This is a genomic window from Pseudoxanthomonas wuyuanensis (assembly GCF_900215535.1).
In the GTDB taxonomy this organism is placed as follows: domain Bacteria; phylum Pseudomonadota; class Gammaproteobacteria; order Xanthomonadales; family Xanthomonadaceae; genus Pseudoxanthomonas_A; species Pseudoxanthomonas_A wuyuanensis.
The window spans coordinates 1-25,327 of the sequence record NZ_OCND01000017.1 but is presented as its reverse complement, the minus strand read 5'-3'; the positions used below and the strand labels follow the sequence as shown (position 1 = coordinate 25,327).

Here is a 25,327-nt window from a genome sequence, read left to right as displayed (position 1 = left end):
GCGCGTCTGTGGTCGGCAATACTGCGATCAATGCCATCCGCAAACCGGCTTACGGGTCAGTGCGTGGGTTGATCGTAATTTTGCAGGACCGACTAAATCATCTCGCTCGTGCTTCCACGCACAGTCACGGTAATGTTCTGAAATTCCGCATATAGATGTGGCGTAACGGACTTCCCTGCAAGCAGCTTATCTGCGTCGTGCTGAGATTGATCAAACACTGGGTTGGTGCCCAAGTGAGGAGAGTCGGCCCAGTTCCCATTGAGTGAGCACCATATCTTCCCTGTATCAAGGTGCACCGTTGCGGCTACTTGTTCATCAATTGCCCAAAGGTCGCTTTGCTGGATATTTATTCGGCTAACGGGCTACCCACGCGGGCTTCCATCCAACTCATGCTCAATCATCCACAACCCCGCCCATAGCTTGGCGTCCAGCTCGTAGCCTTCGGCCATCTTCTGCACCAGCCAGGCGGCGGCCTGGGTGCGGGGGATTTCGTGGACGGTGATGTCTTCGTCTCCGTCGCCGCCGCCTTCGCCGACCTTGGTCAGGCCGGTGGCGCGGACGAAGGCGATTTTCTCGCTGCTGCTGCCGGACGAGGTGGGGCCGATCATCAGCACTTCGGCGCGTTCGGCGGTCCAGCCGGTTTCCTCTTCCAGTTCGCGGATGGCGGAAATCTCGATGGACTCCCCAGCATGAATGTCGCCGACCAGGCCGGCCGGCATTTCGATGGTGTTGGCCTGCAGCGGCACGCGGAACTGTTCGACGAACAGCACGGTGTCCTGCGGGGTGACGGCGATGATGATGGCCGCCAGTCCGCCGGCGTGGGTGCGTTCGGAATACTCCCAGGTGCCGCGCTCGACCATGCGCAGGTAGTTGCCTTCGTAGACGGTGATGGGTGCGGCGGTCTTGTTTTTCATGCGTTCATGCTAGCCGGAAATGATGACGGTCCGGTAGAAGCGCGGGCTTTCCATCCACAGTAACGGGTTTGCCCGGCTGTTGTGGCTTGGTTGACGCTCCGACTGGAGGCAGCGCAGCAAGCTTCGCCCTGCCAGCGGTTTGTGGCGACAGCGGAGCCCCTGGGAAAACCAGCGCCGCGTCGCCGTACTCAGGCGACTCCGGCCGCTTCCAGCAGCCGCCGTCGTGTCATCGGGCCAAAACGCAGCGCATCGGCCAATGCGGTCAGCACCTGCGCGTCGGCGCTGGCGCGTAGGAAGTCCTGCTCGACCTCGCCCAGCGGCGCGTCAAGCGCAATCGTGGTCAGCTGCCGCCACAGCAGGGCGTGCTCGCGCTGTTCGCGCAGCCGCAGCGCCATGCCGGCGGCGCCGCGCAGGCGCAGGAACGGGACTTCATCGATGCGCGCCAGCAGCTGATCCAGGCTATCGAAGTGCGACAGCAGCACTGCCGCCGATTTGCTGCCGATACCGGTGATGCCGGGAATGTTGTCGATGGCATCGCCGCACAGGGCCAGGTAGTCGGCGATCTGTCGCGCCTCCACGCCATGGCGCGCCTTGACGCCGGCCATGCCCCAGCGCAGGCCGCGGGCGAAATCCCATTGCTCGTCGGCGGCCATTAACAGCTGCGAAAGATCCTTGTCGGCCGAAACGATGACGCCGCGAAAACCGCGCGGCCGCGCCGCGTGCAATGCGCTGCCGATCAGGTCGTCGGCTTCGTATTCGCTATGCGCCAGCACATTCAGCCCCAGCGCAGCGCACAGCGCCTTGCAATGGGCGAACTGGCGGCGCAATTCTTCCGGCGCCGGATCGCGGTTGGCCTTGTAGGCCGGGTACAACTTGTTGCGGAAACAGCTGTCCAGCGCCTCGTCGAAGGCCACGGCAATATAGCGTGGACGTTCCTTCTCCAGTAACTCCAGCAGGAAGCGCGCAAAGCCGTGCACCGCATTGGTCGGCCAGCCGTCGGCATCCTGGAATTCGTCCGGCATCGAATGCCAGGCGCGAAACACGTACAGGCTGGCGTCGATCAGGTAGAGCGACGGTTGCGCGGCCGCTTCAGACATCGGGCTGCCAGTCGCTCAGCAACGCCCAGGCATCGGGGCGGTCGCGCTCGGGCGCTTCCAGCTTGGCGGTGCCGATATGGATGAAGCCGGCAATCTTCTCGTTGTCCTGCAGACCCAGCATTGCGGCGATGGTGCGGTCGTAGGCCATCCAGCCGGTCAGCCATTGCGCGCCGAACCCCAGCGCCTGCGCAGCCTGCAGCAGGGCGAAACAGACGCTGCCGGCGCTGAGCAGCTGTTCCTGCTCAGGGACCTTGTGCCCGGGGGTCAGGCGGGCAATGACGGCGATAATCAACGGTGCATGCGAAAAGCGGCTGCGTTCTTTCTCCAGCGCGGCTGCCGGCGCATCCGGCTCCCGTTCCAGGGTCAGCCTGACCAGTTGCTCGCCCAGGCTGAACCGGGCATCGCCGTGAATGCGGAGAAAACGGAATGGCACCAGCTTGCCGTGGTCGGGGACCCGGACCGCGGCCTGCAGCATCCGGGCCAGGGTGGGGTCGTCCGGGCCGGGCTCGCCGAGTTGCTTGGAGGGGACGGAGCGGCGGGAATCGAGGAAATTCAGGGGGGAAAAAATGCTCATGAGGCAAGTTTAGCTTGTCATTTATGCCGCACGGCATCAAAGTGCCGACAAGGTCACGGATGTCCCGGTGCCGGATTCCCTACGATGTCCGGGCGGCCAGCACCGCAGCCCCTGGGTCACTCTTTTCGCCTGCCAAGGCGGGGAACCTTGCGCATGCCGAACAGCTTCACCGCCACCGAACGCACCGGTCGTGACCAGCGCCTGCTGGATCAGGCCCGGGATACGGCCGTCCCGCCGTTGGTGGATACGTTTGCGGTGGCGTTGGGCCGTTTCGATGACGCGTTGTTCGACCGCGCCGAGCGCGCCGGCCACTCGCAGATGGCGTTCCTCGATGCGATGCGCGAGCTGCGCCGCCGCCGCGACGAAATCGTCGCCCGTTTCCGTGCCCACCTGGTCAAGGCCTGGCATTCCCTGGAAGCCGGCGATCCGCTGTCGGTCGAGCATGCGCTGGCGCAGAACAACGAGTCCTCGCTGAGCCTGGTCTCGGATCAGGAACTGGAATCGCGGCTGGCCGCGCGCAACCTGGCCAGCGTGATCATGCGCGAATGGAAGCCGGTGCTGGTGCGATTGGACCGGCGCCTGGGCTGGATTGCCGGCAATGTGACGCTGGACAACGACCATAACCCCATCGGCCCCGAACACATCGGGGTCGCTGTCCATGAAGCCTTCTCCACCTGCGATCTGACCCCGGAAGTGCGGCTGGTGGTGATCAAGCTGTGCGAACGCGATCTGGTGCCGGGCATCGGCAGGATCTATGAAGCCCTGGATCAGCGGCTGGTGCAGGCCGGCGTGATGCCGGAGATGCCGGCCGCGCGCAAGCAGGCCCGCCCGGCTCCCAGACCGGCCGACATCGACGAAGAGGACGCCGATGTGCTGGAAGCCGAGGACAGCGCGCCAAACTGGGCGGCGCGTTTCGTCAACCGCATGGCCGGCAGTCGCCAGCAGATGCGCGGCGGCGGCGGCCACATGCAGGGCATGGCCGACGGCCCCCCCGGTTATTCGGGCGGTCCGGGCGCGCAGGGCGTGCTGCTGGAGGCGCTGCACCATCTGTTGCAGGAATCCCGCCACGGCCGCGAATCCTCCCAACAGCAGGGACAGGCGCCGTCCGGCGGCGGCCAGCGCGATCTGTCCCAACGCGAGATGCTGTCGGTGTTGTCGCTGCTGCAGGCTTCGCCCAGCGCGACGCTGCGCGCGGCCATCGGCGACACCGGCGAATCGCTGGCGCAGCGGCTGAAGAGCGAAGTGCTGAGCAGCGCCACCCAACTGGGAGTGGACCCGGCCATGGCGCGGCTGGCGCCGGTGGACGAGGACGCCATCGATCTGGTCGGCATGCTGTTCGACGTGATGCTGGACGAGCGCGATCTGGAAGGCCGTCCGCGCGAGCTGATCGGGCGGCTGGTGGTGCCTTTCGTCAAGGTCGCGCTGCTGGACCGGCGCATGTTCGTGCAGAAGACCCATCCGGCGCGGCGCCTGCTCAACGTGCTGGCCGAGGCCTGCGAAGGCAACAACGGCGAAAGCGCGGCCGAACGTACCTTGCTGACCAAGGTCGAGGAAGTGGTGGACCGCCTGGTCGCCGAGTTCAACGAAAATCTGGCGATCTTCCTGACCCTGGAAGAGGAATTCCGGGCTTTCCTGGATCAGCACCGCCGCCGCATCGAAATCGCCGAGCGTCGCGCCGCCGAGATCCAGCGCGGACAGGAGCGTCTGGAAGCCGCGCGCATCCGCACCAACGCCGAACTGGAAGCGCGCCTGACCGGACGGCCAGTGCCGCAGGCGATCGACGATTTCATGCGCCAGCCCTGGGCGCACCACGTCACCATGACGGTGCTGCGCGAAGGCGAAGAGAGCGATGGCCTGGGCGAGGCGCTGGCGCTGGCCGATGGCTTGCTGGAAGAACTTTCCGAGGCCCAGCGCCACGTTATCGGCAAGCCATGGCTGCAAGCGTGGCGGCCTGCATTGCAGCAGGTGTTTTCCAGCGTCGGCATGAACGCCGACGCCGCCAGCGCTGCGGTCGATGCGCTGCACGATACGTTGCAGGCGGTGGCCGCCTCGCGTCCGGATCTGGAACGCTCGCTGCCGGAACTGCCTCAGGTCGTGTTGCCGAAGTCCGCCAGCGAAGACGAAAACGCCCCCATCCAGCTGATAGGCGGCACCGATACGCTGGAGTTCGATCACACCGACGCCGACCATTTCCGCAAGCTGGCCATCGGCACCTGGCTGGACTTCATCGACAAGGACAACAAGGTGCAGCCGGGCAAGCTGTCGTGGGTCAGCCCGATTTCGTCGCGGCTGTTGTTCGTCAACCGCCGCGGTGTGCGCTTCTGCGTCGCATCGCCGGAGGAACTGGCCGCGATGGTGCGGATGGGCCGGTTGCGCACGCACCATGACGAGGATGCCTTCGACAGCGCGATGCAGGGCGTCATCGACCGCCTGGATCCGGGCGCCAGCGTGCCCGCCGCGGTTTGAGCGGGTAGGGTAGTTTTGCGGGAGCGACGCGAGTCGCGATGAAGCTTTGCTGGGAAGGCCCATCGCGACTGACGTCGCTCCTACAAGAAGTCGAACCCGCACGCGGGCGGCAGCTTTGCTAGCATCGGACCCTCACTACCCAGCGATGAGGGAACCATGGCGGTCGAAGTTCTGATTCTGAAGGAGTCGGCACCGGGTGAGCGCCGTGTCGCCGCCACCCCCGAAACGGTCAAGAAGCTGGTTGGCGCCGGGGCCACGGTCAAGGTCGAGCGCGGCGCCGGCAGCCAGGCCGGCTTTGTCGATCAGGCCTACGCCGATGCGGGCGCGCAGCTGGCCGATGGCCAGGCGCGTGCGCAGGCGGATCTGCTGCTGTGCGTGCAGCCGCCAGCCGCTGCGGACATCGAACAGTTGAAGCAGGGTGCCGCCCTGGTCGGCATGCTGCAGCCGCAGGCCGATCCGGCGCGGGCCGCGGCGCTGCAGTCGCGCGGCATTCTGGCCTTTCCGCTGGAACGGCTGCCGCGCACCACCCGCGCGCAGGCGATGGATGTGCTGAGTTCGCAGGCCGGCATGGCCGGCTACAAGGCGGTATTGATTGCCGCGCAACTGGCGCCGCGCTTCTTTCCGATGCTGACCACCGCGGCCGGCACCATCCGCCCGTCGAAGGTCCTGGTGGTCGGCGCCGGCGTGGCCGGCCTGCAGGCCATTGCCACCGCCAAGCGCCTGGGTGCGCAGGTGGAGGGATTCGATGTGCGCCCGGAGACGCGCGAGCAGATCGAATCGCTGGGCGGCAAGTTCCTGGATCTGGGCGTCAGCGCCGCCGGCGAGGGCGGTTACGCGCGGCAGCTGACCGACGAGGAGCGGGCCGAGCAGCAGCGCCGGCTGGCCGCGCACCTCAAGGGCATCGACGTGGTGGTCTGCACGGCGGCGGTACCCGGCCGGCCGGCGCCGAAGATTGTCAGCGGCGCGATGGTGGAAGGCATGAAGCCGGGCAGCGTGATCGTCGATCTGGCCGCGGAAACCGGCGGCAACTGCGAAGCCACCCGCCCGGGCGAAACCATCGAACACAACGGCGTCACCGTGGCCGGTCCGCTGAACCTGGCCAGCATGGGCGCCGTCCATGCCAGCGAGATGTACGCGCGCAACGTCTACAACTTCGTGGCGTTGTTCCTGAAGGATGGCGCACTGGGCTTCGATTGGGAAGACGAACTGCTGGCGAAGACGCGCTGGCCGGAACCGGCTGCAGCGGGTTGATCGGCCATACGGCGATTCTGATTCGTTGGGCAGGGATTGTGGCGTTCCCTGTCGGGATCTGAGGCATCCTGACGTGTCTTGCGGGAGCGACGCGAGTCGCGATGAGCTATGGGTAAAGCCTCATCGCGACTCGCGTCGCTCCCGCAAGGAATCGATTCCGATACGGCCCGGTTCGCATTGGCTGAAGTACTCCAGTGTGGCGCGCCACTACGGCTTAGCTTCCGGTGGCGGTTGATCCGGCGCGTTCTTCAGGATCCAGGCCCGGCGCTGCTCGGGCGTCATCTGCCGCCATTGTTCCTGCAACTGCTTGCGTTGCTCGGCGGGCAACTCGGCCATGTGCCGGTAAAGCACCCGCGCCTGCTCGCGCTGTTCGGGATTCATGCGTTCGAAACGCTTGACCCCGCGCCGGGCCTGCTTGCGCTGTTCCGGAGTCATCCGCTGCCAGCGCTGCGCATGCTCGAGCATGTGCTCGCGCGCCTCGGGTTCGCTGTTCCAGCGGTCCCGGATTGGCGCCAGCAGCGTCTCGCGTTGCGCCGGGGTCAGTTTGTCCCATTCGGGCAAGGCGGTGGCGGTCGGGGATTGCGCGAAAGCCTGGCTGGCGGCCAGCAGGCCCAGCAGCATCAGTGGAAAGCGGATTTTCATCGGTTTACTCCATCGCAAGCGGCTGCGCCTCGCTGGAGGCCAGCCACAGGTACAGGTCGGGGTTCTCGTCCAGCACGATCAGCGCCGGGTCGTAGTCGGAAATGTTGTCGGCGACGGTCGCATCCGGCGCCTCCGGCGTCTGCGTCAACGGGCCGAGCTGGGTCACGATTGCCACCGCGAAGACCGCCGAGAATGCCGTGGCCGCCAGCCAGCGCCAGTGGCCGCGCCGGGCTGGCGCCGCATCGGTCTGGGCGGCGTGGCGCGCGGCGCGAAGGCGCGCCAGGGTCTGTGCGGACAGATGAGTGACCGCGGCCGCATGCAGTTGTCTGGCCTGGCGATCGAAATGCTCGTGATTGTGGTCCGACGCGGTCATCGGAAGTCCTCCAGTCGCTTTTGCAGGGCATCGCGCGCGCGCGACAGATGGGTTTTTACCGAACCTTCCGAACAGCCCATCGCGCGGGCGGTGTCGGCCACGTCCAGCTCTTCCAGTACGCGCAGCGTGAACGCTTCGCGCTGGCGCGCCGGCAGGGTTCGCAGCGCCTGCACCAGCCGGGTATAGGACTGTTGCTGCTGGTGCGATTGCGAGGGGCCGGCCGCGGCGTCGGCCCAGTCGATCCGGCTGTCCTCGCCGCGTTCGCTGGCCGGCGCCAGCCAGCGCTGGCGGAAATTCTGCCGGCGCTGCAGATCCACAATGCGGCGGCGCAGGATGCTCCAGAACAGTGGCGTCCATTCGCCGGCCGGGCGGTCGCGGTAGGCCAGCATCTTCATCATCGCATCCTGTACCGCATCCAGGCCGTCGTCGCGGTTGCGCAATCCGGCCTCGGCGAAACGGAACGCGCGCGGGCCGATGTCGGCCAGGAACAGCTCCAGCGTCGCCGCCGTCGGCGGTGGCGGCGCAATCTCCAGGCCGGGCGTGATGTCGGTATTCACCAGCACAGCTTAGGCCCTGTCGATGCCCGGAGCAGCCCATGGCGCCGCTGGGCGGCTACGCAGCGGCGGCGTCTCATCCGGTTTGGCCGATGTACTGGCATAGGTTTCCTCATTCTGTTGCCCCGTTCTGCGTTCAACGGCACTGATGCCAGCGGGGCAACAGGTCCTGGCGCCGGCCAATCGGTCCCGTCCAGGCGTCACGGAAGGGGTAACGCACCGGAGCCCAGCCGGTTGACCCGGGTTCCAATGGATTCAGGGGCGGTTATGATGCGGAAGGACGTGTGCGGCGGCTCGCACGCGTGCTTACCTCATCACGGAGAGCGCGGATGAACGACGGTTTTGTGGCCCTGTACATTTTCATGCTGGCGGCCATCGCCGGCCATGTGATCATTTCGCGGGTGCCGGTGATCCTGCACACCCCGCTGATGTCCGGTTCCAACTTCATCCATGGCATCGTGATGATCGGCGCGATGGTGGTGCTGGGCCATGCCGATACCACGCTGGAGAAGACCATCGGATTCGTCGCGGTGCTGCTGGGCGCGGGCAACGCCGCCGGCGGTTATGTGGTGACCGAGCGCATGCTGGAGATGTTCAAGAGTTCCCGGAAGCCCGCCGCCAAGCCGGAGGGCAAGCGATGAGCCTGGACGAAGTCCGTTCCTATCTGGTCGCCACCAGCTACCTGGTGGCCGCCACGCTGTTCCTGCTGGGCCTGCAGCGCATGGCCTCGCCGCTGACCGCGCGCAGCGGCATCCGCTGGGCCGGCCTGGGCATGCTGATCGCCACGGTGGCGACCTTCTTCCTGCCGGATCTGCACAATATCCCGCTGATCATCGCCGCCATTGCCATCGGCACGTCGGTGGCCTGGGTGTCCGGCAAGCAGGTGCCGATTACCGACATGCCGCAGATGGTGGCGCTGTACAACGGCATGGGCGGCGGCTCGGCTGCCGCGATTGGCGCGGTCGAACTGCTGCGGTTCTCGTTCCTGATGAATCGCGACACCACCCACTGGAGCGAATCGGCGCTGGCCGAGCTGGCCGCACGCCACCCGGGCATGGTGACGCTGGCGCTGGCGACGATCGGGTCGGCGATTGGCGCGGTGGCGCTGTCCGGTTCGGTCATCGCCTGGGCCAAGCTGGATGGGCGGCTGGACAGGCGGATGGTGTTCCCGGGCCAGCAGGCGCTGAACCTGCTGGTGTTCGTGGCGATGGTGCTGTTGGGCGGCTGGGCCGCGGGGACGTTGAATCCGGTGGCGATCATCGCGTTCTTCGTGGTGGCGCTGGCGCTGGGCGTGCTGATGACGCTGCCGATCGGCGGCGCCGACATGCCGGTGGTGATTTCGCTGTACAACGCGCTGACCGGCCTGGCGGTGGCGTTCGAAGGCTATGTGCTGGGCAACGAAGCGCTGATCATCGCCGGCATGATGGTTGGCGCGGCCGGTATTCTGCTGACACGGTTGATGGCCAAGGCGATGAACCGGCCAATCAGCGGCGTGCTGTTCTCCAATTTCGGCGGCGGCGGCCAGGCGCAGGAAATCAGCGGCACGCAGAAGCCTATCGAAGCTGGCGATGTCGCCGCGATGATGGCATTCGCCGAACGCGTGGTCATCGTTCCCGGTTACGGCATGGCGGTGGCGCAGGCGCAGCACAAGATCTGGGAACTGACCCAGAAGCTGATGGAGCGCGGGGTCAAGGTGAAGTTCGCCATCCACCCGGTCGCCGGGCGCATGCCTGGGCATATGAACGTGCTGCTGGCCGAGGCCGGCGTGCCCTACGACCTGATCGCCGACATGGACGACATCAATCCGGAATTCCCGACCACCGACGTGTCGCTGGTCATCGGCGCCAACGATGTGGTCAATCCGGTCGCCAGGACCGATCCTTCCTCGCCGATCTACGGCATGCCGATCCTGGACGTGGTCGATTCGAAGAACACCATCGTCATCAAGCGCGGCAAGGGCACCGGGTTTGCCGGCATCGAGAATGCGCTGTTCTACGCCGACAACACCCGCATGCTGTACGGCGATGGCGCGGAAATGGCCAGCGCGCTGGTCAGCGAACTGAAGGCGCTGGACGGCGGCGGACATTGAACCGGCGGCTGCGGGCCGGCGCAGCGCAACCGGGTCCGCACTGGCGACAAGCGAGGCCGGCTCTGCGCCGTGCCGTTGGGGTTCATGCGGCGCGCGCGCTTTGCGCGCACGACTGAGTGCGCCGGACCTCCGACGTGGTCCGGCCGAACGTGCTCTTGAATGCCCGGCAGAACGCGCTCTGGCTTTCGAAGCCGAGCATCTCGGTGATTTCGCAGATCGGCAGGGCGGTGGTGCTGACCATCGACCAGGCGCGCTGCTCGCGCAGCCGCGCGGCGTATTCCGAAGGCGTCTCGCCGAACACGCTGCGATAAAGGCGGATCAAGTGGCAGGGCGAATAGTTCGCCGCCCTCCCCAGACACTCCAGGTCCAACCTGGTATCGGGATTGCATTCGATCAGGTGCCGCACGCGCAGCAGGCGCAGCAGCGTCTGTTGCCGCCTGGCCATTGTCCGGCCGTTGCAGCGCTGCAGCTTCGCCTGCAGGTCCTGCTGCCGGTCCGCCAGGGCGGACCAGAGCGCGGGAAGCAGCGTCGCCGGTTGCCCCGCCGGCCGTGTCGAGCCGGCATATCCCGTTCGCGCCAGCCGGATGAGCAGTCCAGCCGTTTCGCGGCCACCGTTTCCGCGCCACGGCAGCAGCAGGGGAACGGTCTTGGCATGCGCCAGCACACCGGCATCCCAGAGCGCCGCCGGACCGGCCAATGCCAGCCAGGCCTGGGGACCCAGTCCATTGCAGCGCACGGCACCATCGCGCCATAGCTGCATGCGGCGGCCAGCCAGGCGCCATTCGCCGCCGCTGGCTCTCAGTTCGATCTGTCCATGCAGCGGCCACCATAGCGATACCCAGCCCGCGGGTATATCGACCTGGATGCCGCGGCCGCGGCCATGCAGCATGTGGAAGCGGTCCGCGGAGAGTCGTAGCGGACTGAGGCTGTCGCCGAAGCGCAGGCTATGGTGCTCTATATCCATCGGAATGGTCCTCTCTGCATGCATGTGCACCGCATGACGTTGAGACCACTTTAGTAAGCGTTCCGCACGCGTTTGAGAGCCAATTCGGTCGGCGCGGAAGGGACCAATCCGGAGTCGGCCTGCAATCGCCGGGCCTGCCTTTCAGACCGGGCAGGCCGGCGATGAACTCAACCGCGCCCGCGCTTGCCCCGCAGCGCCCGCCGGGCGGCCAGTGCGCAGACGATGCCCACCAGCACCATGTGCGCGGCGATGTGGGCCAGGTTGATCCACTGCCAGGCCGGCGGTTGCGGCCCGCCCGCGGCCGAGAGCGGCACCACGACATAGGTCATGACCGCATACAACAGCAGTCCGTACAGCGCGCCATAGCGCAGCGGACGTTCGACCAGCAGCGTCCAGCGGCGGCTTGCCGCGTAGTAGGCGTACGCCATCGCCAGCGTTATGCCGAAATGGGAAATCAGGCCCAGCAATGCCGTTGCCATTCCACCGGCGACCGCCGCCTCCCGCCCCAACCAGCCGGCTGCGATGGACTGGAATATCCGGATTGGACCGACGCCCTTGAAGGCGTAAAGACTGCAGATGTAGATCAGGTCCAGGGTGCCGGCGGTGATGCCGCCCAGGACCACATGGCGCAAAGGATGGCGGTTGGGAACGGCGCAACTGGCGACAGCATTCATGGCGGTTTTTCCTGGCAGTCCGGCTCAAGGGCGGGGAGCCGATTGCAGCCGATGCGTCTGGGCCGGGGCCAGAGCCAATCGGGCGGCGTCGCAAGGCGCCAAAGACGGTGGCGCGGTCAATCGCGCCCGGCCGCCCAGCGCGATGCCCAGGCGCAAGGCAGACCCACCAACACCATGTAGGCCAGGACGCAGGCGGCTATCCAATCGGCGCGCTGCGACGCCGGCCCCGCTGCCGTCAACAGAGGAACGCCGACATGGAACACCAGCCCGTACATCAAGGCGCCGTAAGCCAGGCCGAAACGGTTGGGCTGGCGCAGCAAACGCGGAAAGATGCGGGACAGCCGGCTGTAGAGCGCCGCCAGCGCCCACATCAGGGCAAGGTAAACCAGCGTTCCCAGCATCGCCGTGGCGAGGCCGCCGTCGAAGGCCGCCCGCCCCAGCAGCCAACTGGCGATGGACTGCGGGATGCGGATCGCCGCTACGCCTTCGCCGGCCCAGAACAGCGCGGCGAACCCAAGATCCAGCGCCGTCGCATAGACGGCGGCCAGCAGCAGCCAGGGGACGGGGCGGGCAGTGAGGCGATGGGACCAGGCGTAGGGGGTGATCAGGATCATCGGTGCGCTCCAGAGGGGGATCCAGGCGGGAATTGGCCCTATCAGGAAGCAGGAAAGTGGCACTATCAAGGTCCAATTCTGTAGGCTCGAATGGAGCCAATTGGAATCGAGGCCTGCCGATGCACCTGCAACTGGATGGGAAAGGGCCGCTGCACGCCCAACTGACCCGCGCCCTGAAGGGCGTGATGCTGACCGGCTCCATTACCCGCGGCGCCCGCTTGCCCGCCACCCGCCTGCTGGCGCGCGAACTGGGAGTGTCCCGCAACACCGTGCTGGCTGCCTACGAGCAACTGCGTGCTGAAGGCTTTGTGGCGGCAAGGGTCGGTTCCGGCAGCTTCATCACACCGCCGCTGCAACCGGCAAGCGGGTTGGCGCCGGGTGCGCCGGCGGTGCTGCCGCCGCAGTCGGAATACGCGCGCCGAGCGCGCAAGTACCACGATCATGCCGCCATGCCGGGCCGCGCCACGCCCGGTATGCGGTACGCCTTCCAGTATGGCGTCCCTTACACCAACCCTGCGCTTACCAGCGCCTGGGCGCGCGAACTGGCGCATGCCGCCGCCTATACGCAGCCCCACTATCCGCAAACCCAGGGATTGCCGGCGCTGCGCGAAGCCGTCTGCGACTACCTGGCGCGCCGCCGCGGGGTGCAGACCACGCCGGACGATGTGCTGATCGTGACCGGCACCCAGCAGGCCATGGCGGTGACGGCGCGGGTGCTGTTGAACGTTGGCGATACCGCGGTGGTGGAAGAACCGCACTACACCGCGATGCGCGAAGTGCTGCAGATCCACGGCGCCCGCGTCCATGCCGTCGATGTGGATGCGCAGGGTCTGGTGCTGGACGATTTGCCGGAGCCGCCGCCACGGCTGCTGTACGTGACGCCCTCGCACCAGTTTCCCACCGGCGTGGTGATGTCGCTGAGCCGACGGCTGCAACTGCTGGACTATGCCCAGCGGCATGGCTGCTGGGTATTCGAGGACGATTACGACGGCGAATTCCGCTATGACGCCCAGCCGCTGGCGGCGTTGCGTTCGCTGGACCGGAGCGGACGCGTGATCTACGTCGGAACGTTTTCCAAGGTGCTGTTCCCCTCGTTGCGGCTGGGTTACCTGGTGATGCCGGCGGGCTTGCGCGAGGACTACGTCACCGCGAAATGGCAGGAGGACTTCGGCACCTCGGCCATCGAGCAGAGCGCACTGGCCCATTTCATGGAAAGCGGCGGTTTCGAGCGCCATCTGCGCCGTGCGGGGCGCGCGCTGAACGAACGGCGCAGCGCCTTGCTGAAAGGCCTGCGCGATGCGCTGGGCGAGCGTATCGCCATCGCCGACTCCCGCGCCGGCATGCATCTGGTGACCTGGCTACGGGATTACGACAGCGCGCAGGGCGAGCGTCTGATCGCGCGCGGACGCGAGCTGGGCCTGGATCTGTTCTCGATTGCGCCGTACTACCAGCGGCCGCCGGATCGCCTGGGCCTGCTGATGGGATATGCCGGCATGTCGGTCGGGGAAATCGAGCAGGCGGTGGGCCTGCTTGCGCGATGTATCGAGGAGACGCGCGAACGTTGACGCGCCGGCACCACCGCCGGCCTTGGCTCAGCGCGCGGCGAACGCGGCCAGTAGCGGCGCGGCCGCCATGCAGATCAGATCCGCCGGCGTATTGGCCAGGCCTAGCAACGTCCAGGCATGCGCCAGTCCCAGCTTGGCCGCCGAAGACCACGGGCTCAGGCCCAGCATGAAGCCCAGTTGGCTGGCGACGATGCCCCACAGCGCCAGTGCGATCATCAGCACGGTGGCGGTTACCGCCAGCAGGATCCGGGCAGGGCCGCGGCGCATGCCGGTAAAACGCAGGATCAGTGCGGCATCCAGTGCGGCCAGCAGCGCCATCCAGCCGGCCTGTCTGTCCAGGTGCAACGCCAGCAGGATCCAGATCAGCGAAAAGCACAATCCGCCCAGCAGCAGTATCAGTGGCGTCAGCCAGCGGGAGGAGCGTAAGACGGACAATGGCGGCGGCATGAGGACTCCGGCAACGGCCGCCAAGGATAGAGCGTGTTGCCGCCTTTGGGGGTGATGCGTGGCCGCCTGCGTGGCGCGGCCGGGCGCAGGCGCTATCTGTCCGGTGCCCACGGCGGCCGGGCGCTGCAGCCGTCGTGGCTGGCGCGGGTACAATGGCGGACTTGCGCCTGGCGCTTCCGTCCCTACTTATCTGTCATGTATTCCCGTAGCAGCGAACCCGTCCAATTCGAGCGCGACTGCGCCGCCGTGCTGGTGCCGCAGGGCGAAAGCGTGACCCTGCCGGCCGGCAGCTACGGCTATATCACCCAGGCGCTGGGCGGCAGCTATACCGTTTTCGTCGAGGGCAACCTGTTCCGCATCGCCGGCAAGGATGGCGATGCCATCGGCAAGGAACCGGCCGAGCCGCTGAGCCTGCCCGAAGACGCCAGCGACGATGAAGTCGAAACCCTGGTCTGGAACCAGTTGCGCACCTGTTTCGACCCGGAAATCCCGTTCAACATCGTCGACCTGGGCCTGGTCTACGAAGCCAATCTGAGCCGCCGCGACGACGGCCAGCGCCAGGTCGAAGTCAAGATGACGCTTACCGCGCCCGGTTGCGGCATGGGCGAGATCCTGGTCGATGACGTGCGCAGCAAGCTGGAGATGATTCCGACCATCGCCGAAGCCGACGTCGAACTGGTGTTCGACCCGCCGTGGGGACGGCACATGATGTCCGAAGCGGCGAAGCTGGAAACCGGCATGCTGTAAGACGCTGGCCGGGTTCTTGCCGCGCTTGCCCTCCGGCGCGGATGCGCACTGCTGCAAGGGGGTCTTGCCGCCGGTAGTGCAGCGTACTTTCCGCGCTTTGACACACGCCACCGCTCATGGGGCGGGAGTCTGCAGCCGGCGCATTCACGCGGCACAGAAGTAAATAAATGTAGTTGCGCTTACTTCACTTCGTTTACCTGCACAAGTGAAAAAAGTGACAATTTCTTTGCCGAATTGTGTTTTTCATCCCTGATTCATCTGCCGGTTATCGGATAGCGTCGGTTCAGGCCATGCGCAATGCATGCATGGCCGACACTTCCGGACGAACCTGGGCATGGCAGCCATCCCCCTCTCGCCATTTCCGCCGTTCGGCCGGATCGCGCCGCCTCGTGCGGTACCACCATTGAAGAGGGAAGTCTGATGTCCGATCTATCCAAGCGCCGTTCGCGTTGGCAGGTTGCCACCGTTGCGGTCGCCACTGCAGTTGCTGCGCTCTATGTGTTTCCCGCCATGGCCGGCCGTATCGACACCAGCGGCCTGCAAGCGGACCAGCCGGAAGGGTTCGACCGTTTCATCGTCAAGTACCGCGACGGCAGCAGCGAAACCGCCAGCGCCAGCGCGCTGAATACGGCATTGAACCGGGCTGCCGGTGCGGCCGTGGGCAAGCGCAATGGCCGTGCATTGGGGGTACAGCGGCTGATGCGGCTGGCTGCCGGCGGCGCCGACGTGGTGCGCAGCGACCGCAAGCTGGATCGGGTGGAAGCCGAATCGCTGATGCAGCAGCTGGCCGCCAACCCGAATGTCGAATACGTCGAGGTCGATCAGCGCATGTACCCGGTGCTGGTGCCCAACGACACGCGCTTCTCCGAGCAGTGGGGCTTCGGCACCAGCTCTTCCAGCATCAATGTGCGGCCGGCCTGGGACAAGTCCACCGGCGCCGGCGTGGTGGTCGCGGTGATCGATACCGGCATCACCAATCACCCGGATCTGAACGCCAACATCCTGCCGGGCTACGACTTCATCAGCGATACCTTCGTTTCGCGCGACGGCAATGGCCGCGACTCCAATCCCAATGACGAGGGCGACTGGAATCCGGTTGCGGGCGAATGCTATTCCGGCTCGCCGGTGACCAACTCGAGCTGGCACGGCACCCATGTCGCCGGTACGGTCGCGGCGGTGACCAACAACAGCACCGGCGTAGCCGGTACCGCGTTCAATGCCAAGGTCGTGCCGGTACGCGTGCTGGGCCGTTGCGGCGGCTACACCTCGGACATCGCCGACGCGATCACCTGGGCCTCGGGCGGAACGGTCAGCGGCGTGCCGGCCAACGCCAATCCCGCCGAAGTGATCAATCTGTCGCTGGGCGGCGGCGGCTCCTGTTCGACGACCTACCAGAACGCCATCAACGGCGCCGTGTCGCGCGGCACCACCGTGGTGGTGGCGGCGGGCAACAGCAACGCCAATGTGTCCGGTTCGGTGCCGGCCAACTGCCCCAACGTGGTGGCGGTCGCGGCCACGACGTCGACCGGTTCGCGCGCCAGCTTCTCCAACTACGGCACCGGCATCGACATCTCCGCGCCGGGCCAGAGCATCCTGTCGACGTTGAATACCGGCACCACCACGCCGGGCAGCGCTTCGTACGCTTCCTACAACGGCACGTCGATGGCGGCCCCGCATGTGGCCGGCGTGGTGGCGCTGATGCAGGCGGCGGCATCTTCGCCGTTGTCGCCGTCGCAGGTGGAAAGCATGTTGAAGAGCACGGCCAGGCCCTTGCCGGGCAGCTGTTCTGGCGGTTGCGGCGCCGGCATCGCCAATGCCGATGCGGCCGTGGTGGCCGCCCAGGGCGGCGGCGGAGGCGGCGGCAACGTGTTGCAGGATGGCGTCCCGGTCACCGGCCTGGCGGCCACGACCGGCAACTCGCTGAACTACACCGTTGCAGTGCCGGCCGGCGTCAGCACGTTGACCGTGCAGATTTCCGGCGGCACCGGCGACGCGGATATCTATGTCCGCTACGGGAGCGCGCCAACCGATACGGCGTACAACTGCCGGCCCTACACCAGCGGCAACAACGAGACCTGCACCTTCAATGCGCCCTCGTCGGGCACCTGGTATGTGCGGGTGAAGGCTTACTCCACCTTCTCCGGTGTCAGCCTGGTCGCCAACTACTGAGCCATCGCGCCATCAGCGGTACCGACCCCGGCGTCTGCCGGGGTCATCTGCCTCTGCGGATCGCATCGGGTTCGAATCCGATGCGATGTCAGGCCAGCGCAGGCGAGGCCGGGCCGATGCGGCAGACCTCCACGGTGATATGTGCCAGTTCATCGTGTACGCGCAACGCCTGGCGGAACGTGTCGGCGTCGGCATCGGCATCGGCGGCGGTCACCACGCTGAGCACGCATGCGTACTTGCCGCGTCCGACGCGCCAGACGTGCAGGTCGGTGATAACCGCAGATAGCGGGCCTTGTTCGACGACTTCGTGGATTTCGGCGACAACCGGGGCATCCATTTCCGCATCCAGCAACACCCGTCCGGAGTCGCGCAGCAGGCGCCAGGCCCAGACGCTGACCAGCACGGCGCCGACGATGCCCATGGCCGGATCCAGCCAGGCTGCTCCCCAGATCTTGCCGCCGATCAGGGCAACGATTGCCAGCACCGACGTGGCCGCATCGGCAAGCACATGGACATAGGCCGAGCGCAGGTTCAGATCATGATGGTGGTCGTGTCCGTGTCCGTGTCCGTATCCACGGTCATCGCCATGGCTGTGACCGTGATGATGCCCACGCAGTAGCCACGCGCAGACCAGATTGATCGTCAGGCCGACGACCGCTATGGCGATGGCCTGGTCGTAGTGGATAAGGCTGGGCGCCAGCAGGCGCTCGACCGACTGGAAGGCCATCAGCGCCGCCACGCCCAGCAGCAGGATGGCGCTGGTGTACCCACCCAGGATTTCGATCTTCCAGGTGCCGAATGCGAAGCGGCGATCCCGGGCATAGCGCCGCGCGCAGGCGTAGGCGAATACCGCCAGCCCCAGCGCGAGGGTATGCGAGCTCATATGCCAGCCATCGGCCAGCACCGCCATCGAGTTGAACCACCAGCCGCCGGAGATCTCGACCACCATCATCGTCGCCGTCAGCCATAGCGCACGGCGGGTGTTGCGTTCGGCCAAGGGATTGCCTTCGTCGAAGGCGTGATGGTGGGTGCGCTGGCGGGCGGCGGCTTCCAGGTTCATGGCGCAGGCAGTGAAATATACCCCCGTAGGGTATATGATCGTCCGCCATGGCGCATGTCCAGTCGAACCGGAAAAAGCTGCTGGCCAGGATCCGCAGGGTCAAAGGCCAGGTGTCGGCGCTCGAGTCATCGCTGGAAGCCGGCGCCGACTGTATCGATGTGCTGACCCAGGCCGCCGCCGTGCGCGGCGCAGCCCACAGCCTGCTGATGGAACTGCTGCACGAACACCTGCGCGAGCACGCCGGCGCCGAGACGGACGAGAAATTGCGGATGCAGCAGATCGAAGAAGCCATCCAGGCGATGCGCTCTTATCTGTAGGGAAACATCGCCGAGTCGGCGCCTGTTTTCCATCCAGCCGCGCACCGGTGTGCAAGCGTTCCATCCACTGGAGCGACAGTCTGATTGCTCGATTCTGTAGTCGCGCCTCGATTGAATCGATGCTCTTCTGTCATAGCAATCGCAAGCGACGAAGCGATCGCGCCGACCCTGGGCGGCAGCCGCCCTATGCCTGGGAATCGATATAGATCCGCGGCGCCCGCTTCAATCCGCACAGCAGCGGATAGACGCTGATCCCGCTGCGCGCGGCCACCGAACTGACCGCGACCTGATCGCCCCACAACTGCACCGGCGTGCCGATACCCGCATACGGATGGTCGGTCAGGTCCACCGTCAGCATGTCCATCGAGACCCGCCCGATCAGATGCCCCGGTTTTCCGGCGAGGGCCACCGGCGTGTCGTCCGGAGCGAACTGCGGATAGCCATCGGCATAGCCCAGCGCGACGACACCGATGCGACTGGATTTGCGGGTGACGAAGCGGCCGCCGTAGCCGATGGGTTCCCCGGACGGAAGTTCGCGCACGGCGATGATCTGCGATTCCAGCGTCATCACCGGACGCAGTCGATCGGCCTGCGGGTGCGCGGCAGGGAATGGCGTGGCGCCGTAGAGCATCAGGCCGGCGCGGCTCCAGTCGCCGCGTATGTCGGGCCAGCCCAGCAGCGCGGGAGAGTTGGACAGGCTGGTTGGCAGCGGTATCTGCGCACTCAGTTGCGCGAAGGCCTCGGCCTGTTCGCGGGTGCGTACGCAGTCCAGTTCGTCGGCACGCGCAAAGTGGCTGGCCAGCACCATCGGTTCGATGTCCGGCACCTGGCGCAGCCGTTGCCAAGCGGCCATGCAGGCCTGCGCGGACAGGCCCAGACGGTGCATGCCCGAGTCCTGCTTCAACCAGACTTTCAGCGGGCGCGTCAGTGCCGCGCGTTCCAGTGCCTCGACCTGCCAGGGATCGTGCACCATGCACCAGAAGCCATGCCGGTCGATCAGCGGCAACTCGTCCTTGTCGAAAAATCCTTCCAGCAACAGTATCGGCGCCTCGATCCCGGCCTGGCGCAGTTCCAGCGCTTCTTCGATGCAGGCCACCGCGAAACCGTCGGCCTCATTCTGCAGCGCCTGCGCGCAGCGCACCGCGCCGTGGCCGTAGGCATCGGCCTTGATCACCGCCAGCGTCTTGCCGCCGCCCGCAGCTTTGGCAAGACGGTAGTTGTGGCGCAGCGCGCCCAGATCGATTAGCGCACGAGCTGGGCGCATGGGGCCTCGACTCCATCGACGGTGGCCGGTCCGCGCCGTGTGCGATAGCGGGAAATATCCAGGCCTTCGCCGCTGATTTGCGGCCTGCGCGAGGCTATCACATCGGCCAGATAGCGTCCGGAGCCGCAGGCCATGGTCCAGCCCAGCGTGCCATGGCCGGTATTGAGAAACAGATTGGCATAGCGGGTTGCGCCTATCACCGGCGTGCCATCCGGGGTGGCCGGGCGCAGGCCGGTCCAGAAGCTGGCATTGGCAAGATCGCCACCGCGCGGATACAGATCGGTCACCACCTTTTCCAGCGTGGCGCGGCGGCGCGGCGGCAGCGACAGATCGAAACCGACCACCTCGGCCATGCCACCGACGCGGATGCGATCGTCGAAGCGGGTGATGGCGACCTTGTAGGTTTCATCCAGGATGGTCGAAGCGGGTGCCATCGCCGCATCGGCGATCGGCAGGGTCAGCGAATAACCCTTCAGCGGATACACCGGCAGGCGCAGGCCCAGCGGCGCCAGCAACTGCGGCGAATAGCTGCCCAGCGCCAGCACGTAGCGGTCGGCGGTTTCGCGGCGCCCGTCGATGCGCACGCCGCTGATGCGACTGCCATCGGTTTCCAGCGCTTCCAGGGTCTGGCCATAGCGGAACTCCACACCAGCCGCCGCGGCCATCGCCGCCAGCCGGGTGGCGAACAGGTTGCAGTCGCCAGTCTGGTCATTGGGCAGGCGCAGCGCCCCGACCAGCTTGTCGGACGCGCCGGCCAGCGCCGGTTCGACCCGGGCGATGCCGGCCCGATCCAGCAGCTCGTAGGGCACGCCGTACTGGTCCAGCACCGCGATGTCCTTGGCCGCGCCGTCCAACTGCGCCTGGGTGCGGAACAGCTGGGTGGTGCCGAGCTGGCGGCCTTCGAAATCGATACCGGTCTCGGCACGCAGTTCATCCAGGCAACTGCGGCTGTATTCGGCCAGGCGCACCATCCGCGCCTTGTTGGCGGCATAGCGGGTTGCGGTGCAGTTGCGCAGCATCCGCGCCAGCCACAGGTACTGGTTGGCATCCAACCCGGGCCGGATCGACAGCGGCGCATGCCGCATGAACAACCATTTGAGCGCCTTCAACGGCACTCCCGGCGCCGCCCACGGCGACGCATAGCCGGGAGAGATCTGCCCGGCGTTGGCGAAGCTGGTTTCCAGCGCCGGCCCCGCCTGCCGGTCGACCAGTGTCACATCGAAGCCGGCCCGCGACAGGTACCACGCGCTGCAGATACCGATGACGCCACCGCCAAGCACCATTACTCGCATTGCTCTACCTCGCCGGGACTCGCCGGTGTTGTCGTTGAAACGTGTTGCCGATGGCCGAACGTGAATTATAGGAATGAAGCTGCAGTCTTACTTGCCGTATTGCCGCTTGCATTTATTCGAGAATCCTGATGCGGCTCCTCGCCGAAGACGAAAAGCGGCGAATGGGCACAGCCGAACGGGCTGCCGACTGCACATCACCGATTCGTGGCGGACAGGTTGTCCCCGGCCGCATCGCTCCTGGCAAAGATGGCGGCTGCCGGTCGTTCCGGCGCGCTGTCGGTGCGACGTTGGGCGGGCACGAAAAAGGCCTGCGTATCGCTACGCAAGCCTTTGGGTTTCTGGCGCCCGAAGTTGGACTCGAACCAACGACCCCCTGATTAACAGTCAAGTGCTCTAACCGGCTGAGCTATTCGGGCGGGGTCGCTATTGTAGGGGGCAGGCGCCCGAACGGGCAAGATCCCCGGCACGGAAAATCCGCCAGGCCCGCATCAGCTTCCGCAGGGCTGGCTGCGTTCCGGCCGCGCCGAGCGGACCCGGCCGGCGTTGTTGACGATGACCGAGCCCAGCAACGCATCGTCCTGGCACAGGCGGACGGTCAGGTTGCTGCCGCTGCTGCGGCCATCGGGCAGGTACCGCAGCTGCGGGCGTCCGCTGCCGGAAACGATGCGCAGCGAAGGATGAACCGGGGCGCGTTCGTCGCGCAGGATATCGCGCGGGTCGTCAGGTTGGCGGTTGCCGTCCTTGTCCAGAAACATCAGCCAACCGTCGCTCCAGTCGCCATCCAGCCGGCAGCCGCCCTGGCCGTTGGACGGGCAGACCACGGTGATGGTGCGCAGATTGACCGCAGTCAGCCGTGCCGAGGCCATGTAGGCGGTCAGCAGATGCATCGCCGCGTCCACGCGCTGGCGCTGGACCAGATGCTGGTATGCCGGCAGCGCCATGCCGGCCAGCAGCACCATCACCGCCATTGCAATCATCGCCTCGATCAGGCTGAACCCGCGGGCGCGACCGGCCGGCGCGGCATGGCGAAGCGTTCCCGTCCCTGTGAGCTTCCTGCTCATCGCGAATCTCCTGATTCCGTGCATATCGGGTGCGTTCAGGTTCGCGTGTCCGCATCGCTATGTGCATCGGCAGGCATCGCTTTGGCGCGTAGGAAAATTCCGCACAAGGTTGTCATCCTTCGGGAAGTTATACTCATGGATCGCATTCGGGATGCCCCCATGACCGACCGCTTCCAACTCGTCTCCCCGTATTCCCCCGCCGGCGACCAGCCCCAGGCCATCCGAAAACTGGTCGACAACTTCGAGGCGGGCCTGGCCAAGCAGACGCTGCTCGGCGTCACCGGATCGGGCAAGACCTACACCATCGCCAACGTGGTCGAGGCGGTGCAGAAGCCGACCCTGGTGATGGCGCCCAACAAGACCCTGGCCGCGCAGCTGTACGGCGAGTTCAAGGCGTTCTTCCCGCATAACGCGGTGGAGTACTTCGTCAGCTACTACGACTACTACCAGCCCGAGGCCTACGTGCCGTCGTCGGACACCTTCATCGAGAAGGACAGCTCCATCAACGAGCACATCGAACAGATGCGGCTGTCGGCGACCAAGGCGCTGCTGTCGCGCCGGGATGCGCTGGTGGTGGCGACCGTGTCGGCCATCTACGGCCTGGGCGCGCCCGAGGACTATCTATCGCTGCGGCTGATCCTCTCGCGCGGCGAGCACATCGACCAGCGCGAACTGATCCGCCACCTGACCCAGTTGCAGTACACCCGCAACGAATACGAACTGCAGCGCGGCACCTTCCGCGTGCGCGGCGAAGTGATCGACGTGCATCCGGCCGAAAGCGACATGGAGGCGCTGCGGATCGAACTGTTCGACGGCGACATCGAGAACCTGACCCTGTTCGACCCGCTGACCGGCGAGACCCTGCGCAAGCTGCCGCGCTACACCATCTATCCGAAGACCCACTACGCCACTTCGCGCGAGCGCGTGCTGACCGCCGTCGAGACGATCAAGGTGGAGCTGAAAGAACGCCTGGAAACCCTGTACGCGCAGAACAAGCTGGTCGAAGCGCAGCGGCTGGCCCAGCGCACCCAGTTCGACCTGGAAATGATGGCCGAAGTGGGGTTCTGCTCCGGCATCGAGAACTACTCGCGCCACCTCACCGGCAAGGCGCCGGGCGAACCGCCGCCGACGCTGTTCGACTACCTGCCGGCGGACGCTTTGCTGGTCTGCGACGAATCGCATGTGACCGTCCCGCAGATAGGCGCGATGTACAAGGGCGACCGTTCGCGCAAGGAAACGCTGGTGGAGTTCGGCTTCCGCCTGCCGTCGGCGCTGGACAACCGGCCATTGAAATTCGAGGAATGGGAGCAGCGTTCGCCGCGCAGCATCTATGTATCGGCCACGCCCGGCCCGTACGAGCTGCGCGAATCCAATGGCGAGGTGGTGGAACTGGTGGTGCGCCCAACCGGGTTGATCGACCCGGAAGTGGAAATCCGCCCGGTCGGCACCCAGGTGGATGATTTGCTGTCGCAGATCAACGAGCGCGTGGGCTGGGGCGATCGCGTGCTGGTCACCACATTGACCAAGCGCATGGCCGAGAACCTGACCGAATACCTGGGCGAACACGGCATCAAGGTGCGCTACCTGCATTCGGACGTGGACACCGTCGAACGCGTCGAGATCATCCGCGATCTGCGCCTGGGCAAGTTCGATGTGCTGGTCGGCATCAACCTGTTGCGCGAAGGCCTGGATATGCCCGAAGTGTCGCTCGTGGCCATCCTGGACGCGGACAAGGAGGGTTTCCTGCGCTCCACCGGGTCGCTGATACAGACCATCGGCCGCGCCGCCCGCAATCTGCGCGGCAAGGCCATCCTGTATGCCGACAAGGTGACCCGTTCGATGCAGGCGGCCATCGACGAAACCGGCCGTCGCCGTGAAAAGCAGGTCGAATACAACGCCGAGCACGGCATCACGCCGCGCTCGGTGGCCCGGCCTATCGTCGACATCCTGGAAGGCGCGCGCAGCGAAGGCGGCAGCGACGGCAAGTCCGGCCGCGGCAAGGGCCGGCGGGTGGCGGAAGAGGCGCCGGACTACGCGGCGATGGACCCGGCGCAGATTGCCGGCCGCCTGAAGGCGCTGGAGCAGCAGATGTACCAGCACGCCCGCGACCTGGAATTCGAGGAAGCCGCGCGCCTTCGCGACCAGATCCACCGCCTGAAGGAAGCCGCCCTGATCAGTTGAGCCGGCGGGGCTTGGCAGCGCCAAAGATGGCCGACGGGGCAGGGCGGCTGCAGGCCAGTTGTCGGCCGCCGCGCAGCAGGGTAGAATTCGCGCCCCTGCTGCGGGCATCCGCGCAGGCCTTCGGGCGGTTAGCTCAGCGGTAGAGCACTACCTTGACATGGTAGGGGTCACAGGTTCGAACCCTGTACCGCCCACCATCGAAGACCCAGTGACAGCAAGGGTTTCGATGGATTTTCTCCTGTATCTTCCCTTTGCGGCGAACCGCGTTGCCACGGATGCGGCGTGATGGCCGGTGCGCAGTCACGGAATTTCGCTTGGTCGTTGCCCGGACCGCTTTCGTGCCCCGGTACTATCATTGGGCCAACGCATCAGGAGAACACGCCAGTGACGGAATATAGGCATCCTGTCCTTACCCGGGGACCCTATCAGGTGGTCGCTTTGACTACCGATGAAGTCTTCGACAGCCATGAAGTAACCGGCTATCTGGTGGTGAACGCTTCCGGTGCCAAACTTCGTCGGGAGCTGACATTGGAGGACGCCAGAGCCTGGATGGAAGAACTGATCCGGGAGGAGAGCCTGCAACCGGTCGCGCGGCCGCCGCGACCGCGACGGATGGGCCCGTAATGGCATTGTCGTTGGGCAAGCGCACAAACGACTAGCGAGCGAAGTGCTTCAGATTGCGGGGGCATTGCCGCGGGCCCGCTATGCCGTTATCAGCCTGTCCGTTCGAACACCCCGCATGGCCTTATGCCATAGCCATACCTGAACCGTGCACCTGGGCGTGTTCGCGCTGCCGGTGCTCCAGCGCCAGTTGCTGCTCCACTTGCTGTAGCTGCTGGTAGGTTTCCTCCGCCGGCCGCTGCATCTGCTGGGCGGTGGTTTCGCTGCGCAGCGGTACCGCCGCGTTGCCGCCGTATTGGGCCACCAGCGTGCTGTCCGGACCGTAGGTGCCGCTGACGCGGTCAGGCAACAGCACCAGCAGGTCGGCCTGCGGCAATCCCTTCTGCCGGTT

At 66.1% G+C, this 25,327-nt stretch carries 25 protein-coding genes and 2 tRNA genes; 11 read left to right on the top strand and 16 right to left on the bottom strand.

Annotated elements, in window-relative coordinates; all coding sequences use genetic code 11:
- Positions 1-362: 362 nt before the first annotated feature.
- The 3 genes from CRO39_RS19895 to CRO39_RS19885 all read right to left on the bottom strand — a co-directional run bounded on the left by CRO39_RS19895 (position 363) and on the right by CRO39_RS19885 (position 2,585).
- Positions 363-914: an NUDIX hydrolase gene (locus CRO39_RS19895; protein WP_097123727.1), complete on the bottom strand. Its 552-nt coding sequence runs from the start codon at positions 912-914 to the stop codon at positions 363-365.
- Positions 915-1,102: 188 nt separating this feature from the next.
- On the bottom strand, positions 1,103-2,011 hold the full coding sequence (locus tag CRO39_RS19890) for a 5'-3' exonuclease (protein WP_097123726.1): 909 nt from the start codon (positions 2,009-2,011) through the stop codon (positions 1,103-1,105).
- Entirely contained in the window at positions 2,004-2,585 is a 582-nt protein-coding gene (locus CRO39_RS19885) for a nitroreductase family protein (RefSeq protein ID WP_097123725.1), read from the bottom strand. The genes CRO39_RS19890 and CRO39_RS19885 overlap by 8 nt, the downstream gene beginning before the upstream one ends.
- A gap of 153 nt (positions 2,586-2,738) precedes the next feature.
- On the opposite strand from CRO39_RS19885, the gene CRO39_RS19880 reads away from it, so the two are divergent.
- Together CRO39_RS19880 and CRO39_RS19875 are read left to right on the top strand one after the other, a co-directional pair.
- On the top strand, positions 2,739-5,051 hold the full coding sequence (locus CRO39_RS19880) for a DUF1631 domain-containing protein (protein ID WP_097123724.1): 2,313 nt from the start codon (positions 2,739-2,741) through the stop codon (positions 5,049-5,051).
- A gap of 156 nt (positions 5,052-5,207) precedes the next feature.
- Positions 5,208-6,302 carry an NAD(P) transhydrogenase subunit alpha gene (locus tag CRO39_RS19875; protein ID WP_097123723.1) on the top strand — a complete coding sequence of 365 codons (1,095 nt, stop codon included), beginning with the start codon at positions 5,208-5,210 and terminating at the stop codon, positions 6,300-6,302.
- Positions 6,303-6,509: 207 nt separating this feature from the next.
- Here the strand turns inward: CRO39_RS19875 and CRO39_RS19870 are convergent, their stop codons facing one another.
- The 3 genes from CRO39_RS19870 to CRO39_RS19860 are packed head-to-tail and all read right to left on the bottom strand — an operon-like array spanning position 6,510 to position 7,880.
- A complete protein-coding gene (locus CRO39_RS19870) occupies positions 6,510-6,944 on the bottom strand; it encodes a DUF3106 domain-containing protein (RefSeq protein WP_097123722.1) in 435 nt (144 codons plus the stop codon).
- Positions 6,945-6,948: 4 nt separating this feature from the next.
- Positions 6,949-7,317, bottom strand: a complete 369-nt coding sequence (locus CRO39_RS19865; protein ID WP_097123721.1) for a hypothetical protein — start codon at positions 7,315-7,317, stop codon at positions 6,949-6,951.
- A complete protein-coding gene (locus CRO39_RS19860; RefSeq protein WP_097123720.1) occupies positions 7,314-7,880 on the bottom strand; it encodes an RNA polymerase sigma factor in 567 nt (188 codons plus the stop codon). Before CRO39_RS19860 ends, CRO39_RS19865 begins: the two co-directional genes overlap by 4 nt.
- Before the next feature lie 320 nt (positions 7,881-8,200).
- On the opposite strand from CRO39_RS19860, the gene CRO39_RS19855 reads away from it, so the two are divergent.
- Together CRO39_RS19855 and CRO39_RS19850 are read left to right on the top strand one after the other, a co-directional pair.
- Positions 8,201-8,512 carry an NAD(P) transhydrogenase subunit alpha part 2 gene (locus tag CRO39_RS19855; RefSeq protein ID WP_097123719.1) on the top strand — a complete coding sequence of 104 codons (312 nt, stop codon included), beginning with the start codon at positions 8,201-8,203 and terminating at the stop codon, positions 8,510-8,512.
- The gene (locus CRO39_RS19850; RefSeq protein ID WP_097123718.1) at positions 8,509-9,960 is read left to right on the top strand and encodes an NAD(P)(+) transhydrogenase (Re/Si-specific) subunit beta; all 1,452 of its coding nucleotides are present in this window, start codon (positions 8,509-8,511) and stop codon (positions 9,958-9,960) included. The genes CRO39_RS19855 and CRO39_RS19850 overlap by 4 nt, the downstream gene beginning before the upstream one ends.
- An 82-nt stretch (positions 9,961-10,042) precedes the next feature.
- On the opposite strand, the gene CRO39_RS19845 is transcribed toward CRO39_RS19850, so the two are convergent.
- From CRO39_RS19845 to CRO39_RS19835, 3 genes are all read right to left on the bottom strand, one after another.
- Complete coding sequence (locus CRO39_RS19845; RefSeq protein ID WP_141400875.1) at positions 10,043-10,720, bottom strand: helix-turn-helix domain-containing protein; 678 nt, start codon at positions 10,718-10,720, stop codon at positions 10,043-10,045.
- A 371-nt stretch (positions 10,721-11,091) separates the two neighbouring features.
- Entirely contained in the window at positions 11,092-11,598 is a 507-nt protein-coding gene (locus CRO39_RS19840; RefSeq protein WP_097123716.1) for a hypothetical protein, read from the bottom strand.
- Between the two features lie 116 nt (positions 11,599-11,714).
- Positions 11,715-12,212, bottom strand: a complete 498-nt coding sequence (locus CRO39_RS19835; RefSeq protein ID WP_097123715.1) for a hypothetical protein — start codon at positions 12,210-12,212, stop codon at positions 11,715-11,717.
- 119 nt (positions 12,213-12,331) lie between these two features.
- Between CRO39_RS19835 and pdxR the strand changes: the two genes are divergently transcribed.
- Entirely contained in the window at positions 12,332-13,777 is a 1,446-nt protein-coding gene (gene pdxR / locus CRO39_RS19830) for a MocR-like pyridoxine biosynthesis transcription factor PdxR (protein WP_097123714.1), read from the top strand.
- Positions 13,778-13,804: 27 nt separating this feature from the next.
- On the opposite strand, the gene CRO39_RS19825 is transcribed toward pdxR, so the two are convergent.
- A complete protein-coding gene (locus tag CRO39_RS19825) occupies positions 13,805-14,212 on the bottom strand; it encodes a hypothetical protein (RefSeq protein ID WP_238394736.1) in 408 nt (135 codons plus the stop codon).
- A gap of 207 nt (positions 14,213-14,419) precedes the next feature.
- Between CRO39_RS19825 and sufT the strand changes: the two genes are divergently transcribed.
- Together sufT and CRO39_RS19815 are read left to right on the top strand one after the other, a co-directional pair.
- Positions 14,420-14,971 carry a putative Fe-S cluster assembly protein SufT gene (gene sufT, locus CRO39_RS19820; RefSeq protein ID WP_097123712.1) on the top strand — a complete coding sequence of 184 codons (552 nt, stop codon included), beginning with the start codon at positions 14,420-14,422 and terminating at the stop codon, positions 14,969-14,971.
- Positions 14,972-15,391: 420 nt separating this feature from the next.
- Positions 15,392-17,140, top strand: coding sequence for a S8 family peptidase (locus tag CRO39_RS19815; protein WP_097123711.1), 1,749 nt, complete (start codon positions 15,392-15,394; stop codon positions 17,138-17,140).
- An 88-nt stretch (positions 17,141-17,228) separates the two neighbouring features.
- Here the strand turns inward: CRO39_RS19815 and dmeF are convergent, their stop codons facing one another.
- Positions 17,229-18,200, bottom strand: a complete 972-nt coding sequence (gene dmeF / locus CRO39_RS19810; protein WP_097123710.1) for a CDF family Co(II)/Ni(II) efflux transporter DmeF — start codon at positions 18,198-18,200, stop codon at positions 17,229-17,231.
- A gap of 47 nt (positions 18,201-18,247) precedes the next feature.
- On the opposite strand from dmeF, the gene CRO39_RS19805 reads away from it, so the two are divergent.
- A complete protein-coding gene (locus CRO39_RS19805) occupies positions 18,248-18,517 on the top strand; it encodes a metal-sensing transcriptional repressor (RefSeq protein ID WP_097123709.1) in 270 nt (89 codons plus the stop codon).
- A gap of 184 nt (positions 18,518-18,701) precedes the next feature.
- Here CRO39_RS19805 and alr read toward each other — a convergent pair whose 3' ends face one another.
- From alr to CRO39_RS19785, 4 genes are all read right to left on the bottom strand, one after another.
- Positions 18,702-19,781, bottom strand: a complete 1,080-nt coding sequence (gene alr, locus CRO39_RS19800; protein ID WP_097123708.1) for an alanine racemase — start codon at positions 19,779-19,781, stop codon at positions 18,702-18,704.
- Positions 19,760-21,073 carry a D-amino acid dehydrogenase gene (locus CRO39_RS19795; protein ID WP_097123707.1) on the bottom strand — a complete coding sequence of 438 codons (1,314 nt, stop codon included), beginning with the start codon at positions 21,071-21,073 and terminating at the stop codon, positions 19,760-19,762. Before CRO39_RS19795 ends, alr begins: the two co-directional genes overlap by 22 nt.
- 339 nt (positions 21,074-21,412) lie before the next feature.
- Positions 21,413-21,489 (bottom strand) — tRNA-Asn (locus tag CRO39_RS19790).
- 72 nt (positions 21,490-21,561) lie between these two features.
- Positions 21,562-22,134 carry a GspH/FimT family pseudopilin gene (locus CRO39_RS19785; protein WP_097123706.1) on the bottom strand — a complete coding sequence of 191 codons (573 nt, stop codon included), beginning with the start codon at positions 22,132-22,134 and terminating at the stop codon, positions 21,562-21,564.
- A gap of 159 nt (positions 22,135-22,293) precedes the next feature.
- On the opposite strand from CRO39_RS19785, the gene uvrB reads away from it, so the two are divergent.
- The 3 genes from uvrB (at position 22,294) to CRO39_RS19770 (ending at position 24,939) form a co-directional block, all read left to right on the top strand.
- Positions 22,294-24,315, top strand: coding sequence for an excinuclease ABC subunit UvrB (uvrB, locus tag CRO39_RS19780; RefSeq protein ID WP_097123705.1), 2,022 nt, complete (start codon positions 22,294-22,296; stop codon positions 24,313-24,315).
- A gap of 122 nt (positions 24,316-24,437) precedes the next feature.
- Positions 24,438-24,512 (top strand) — tRNA-Val (locus CRO39_RS19775).
- 241 nt (positions 24,513-24,753) lie between these two features.
- The gene (locus tag CRO39_RS19770; protein WP_097123704.1) at positions 24,754-24,939 is read left to right on the top strand and encodes a hypothetical protein; all 186 of its coding nucleotides are present in this window, start codon (positions 24,754-24,756) and stop codon (positions 24,937-24,939) included.
- Positions 24,940-25,060: 121 nt separating this feature from the next.
- Here the strand turns inward: CRO39_RS19770 and CRO39_RS21040 are convergent.
- Positions 25,061-25,327, bottom strand: a 267-nt coding sequence (locus CRO39_RS21040; protein WP_176520241.1) for a hypothetical protein, incomplete at its 5' end; no start/stop codon positions are given.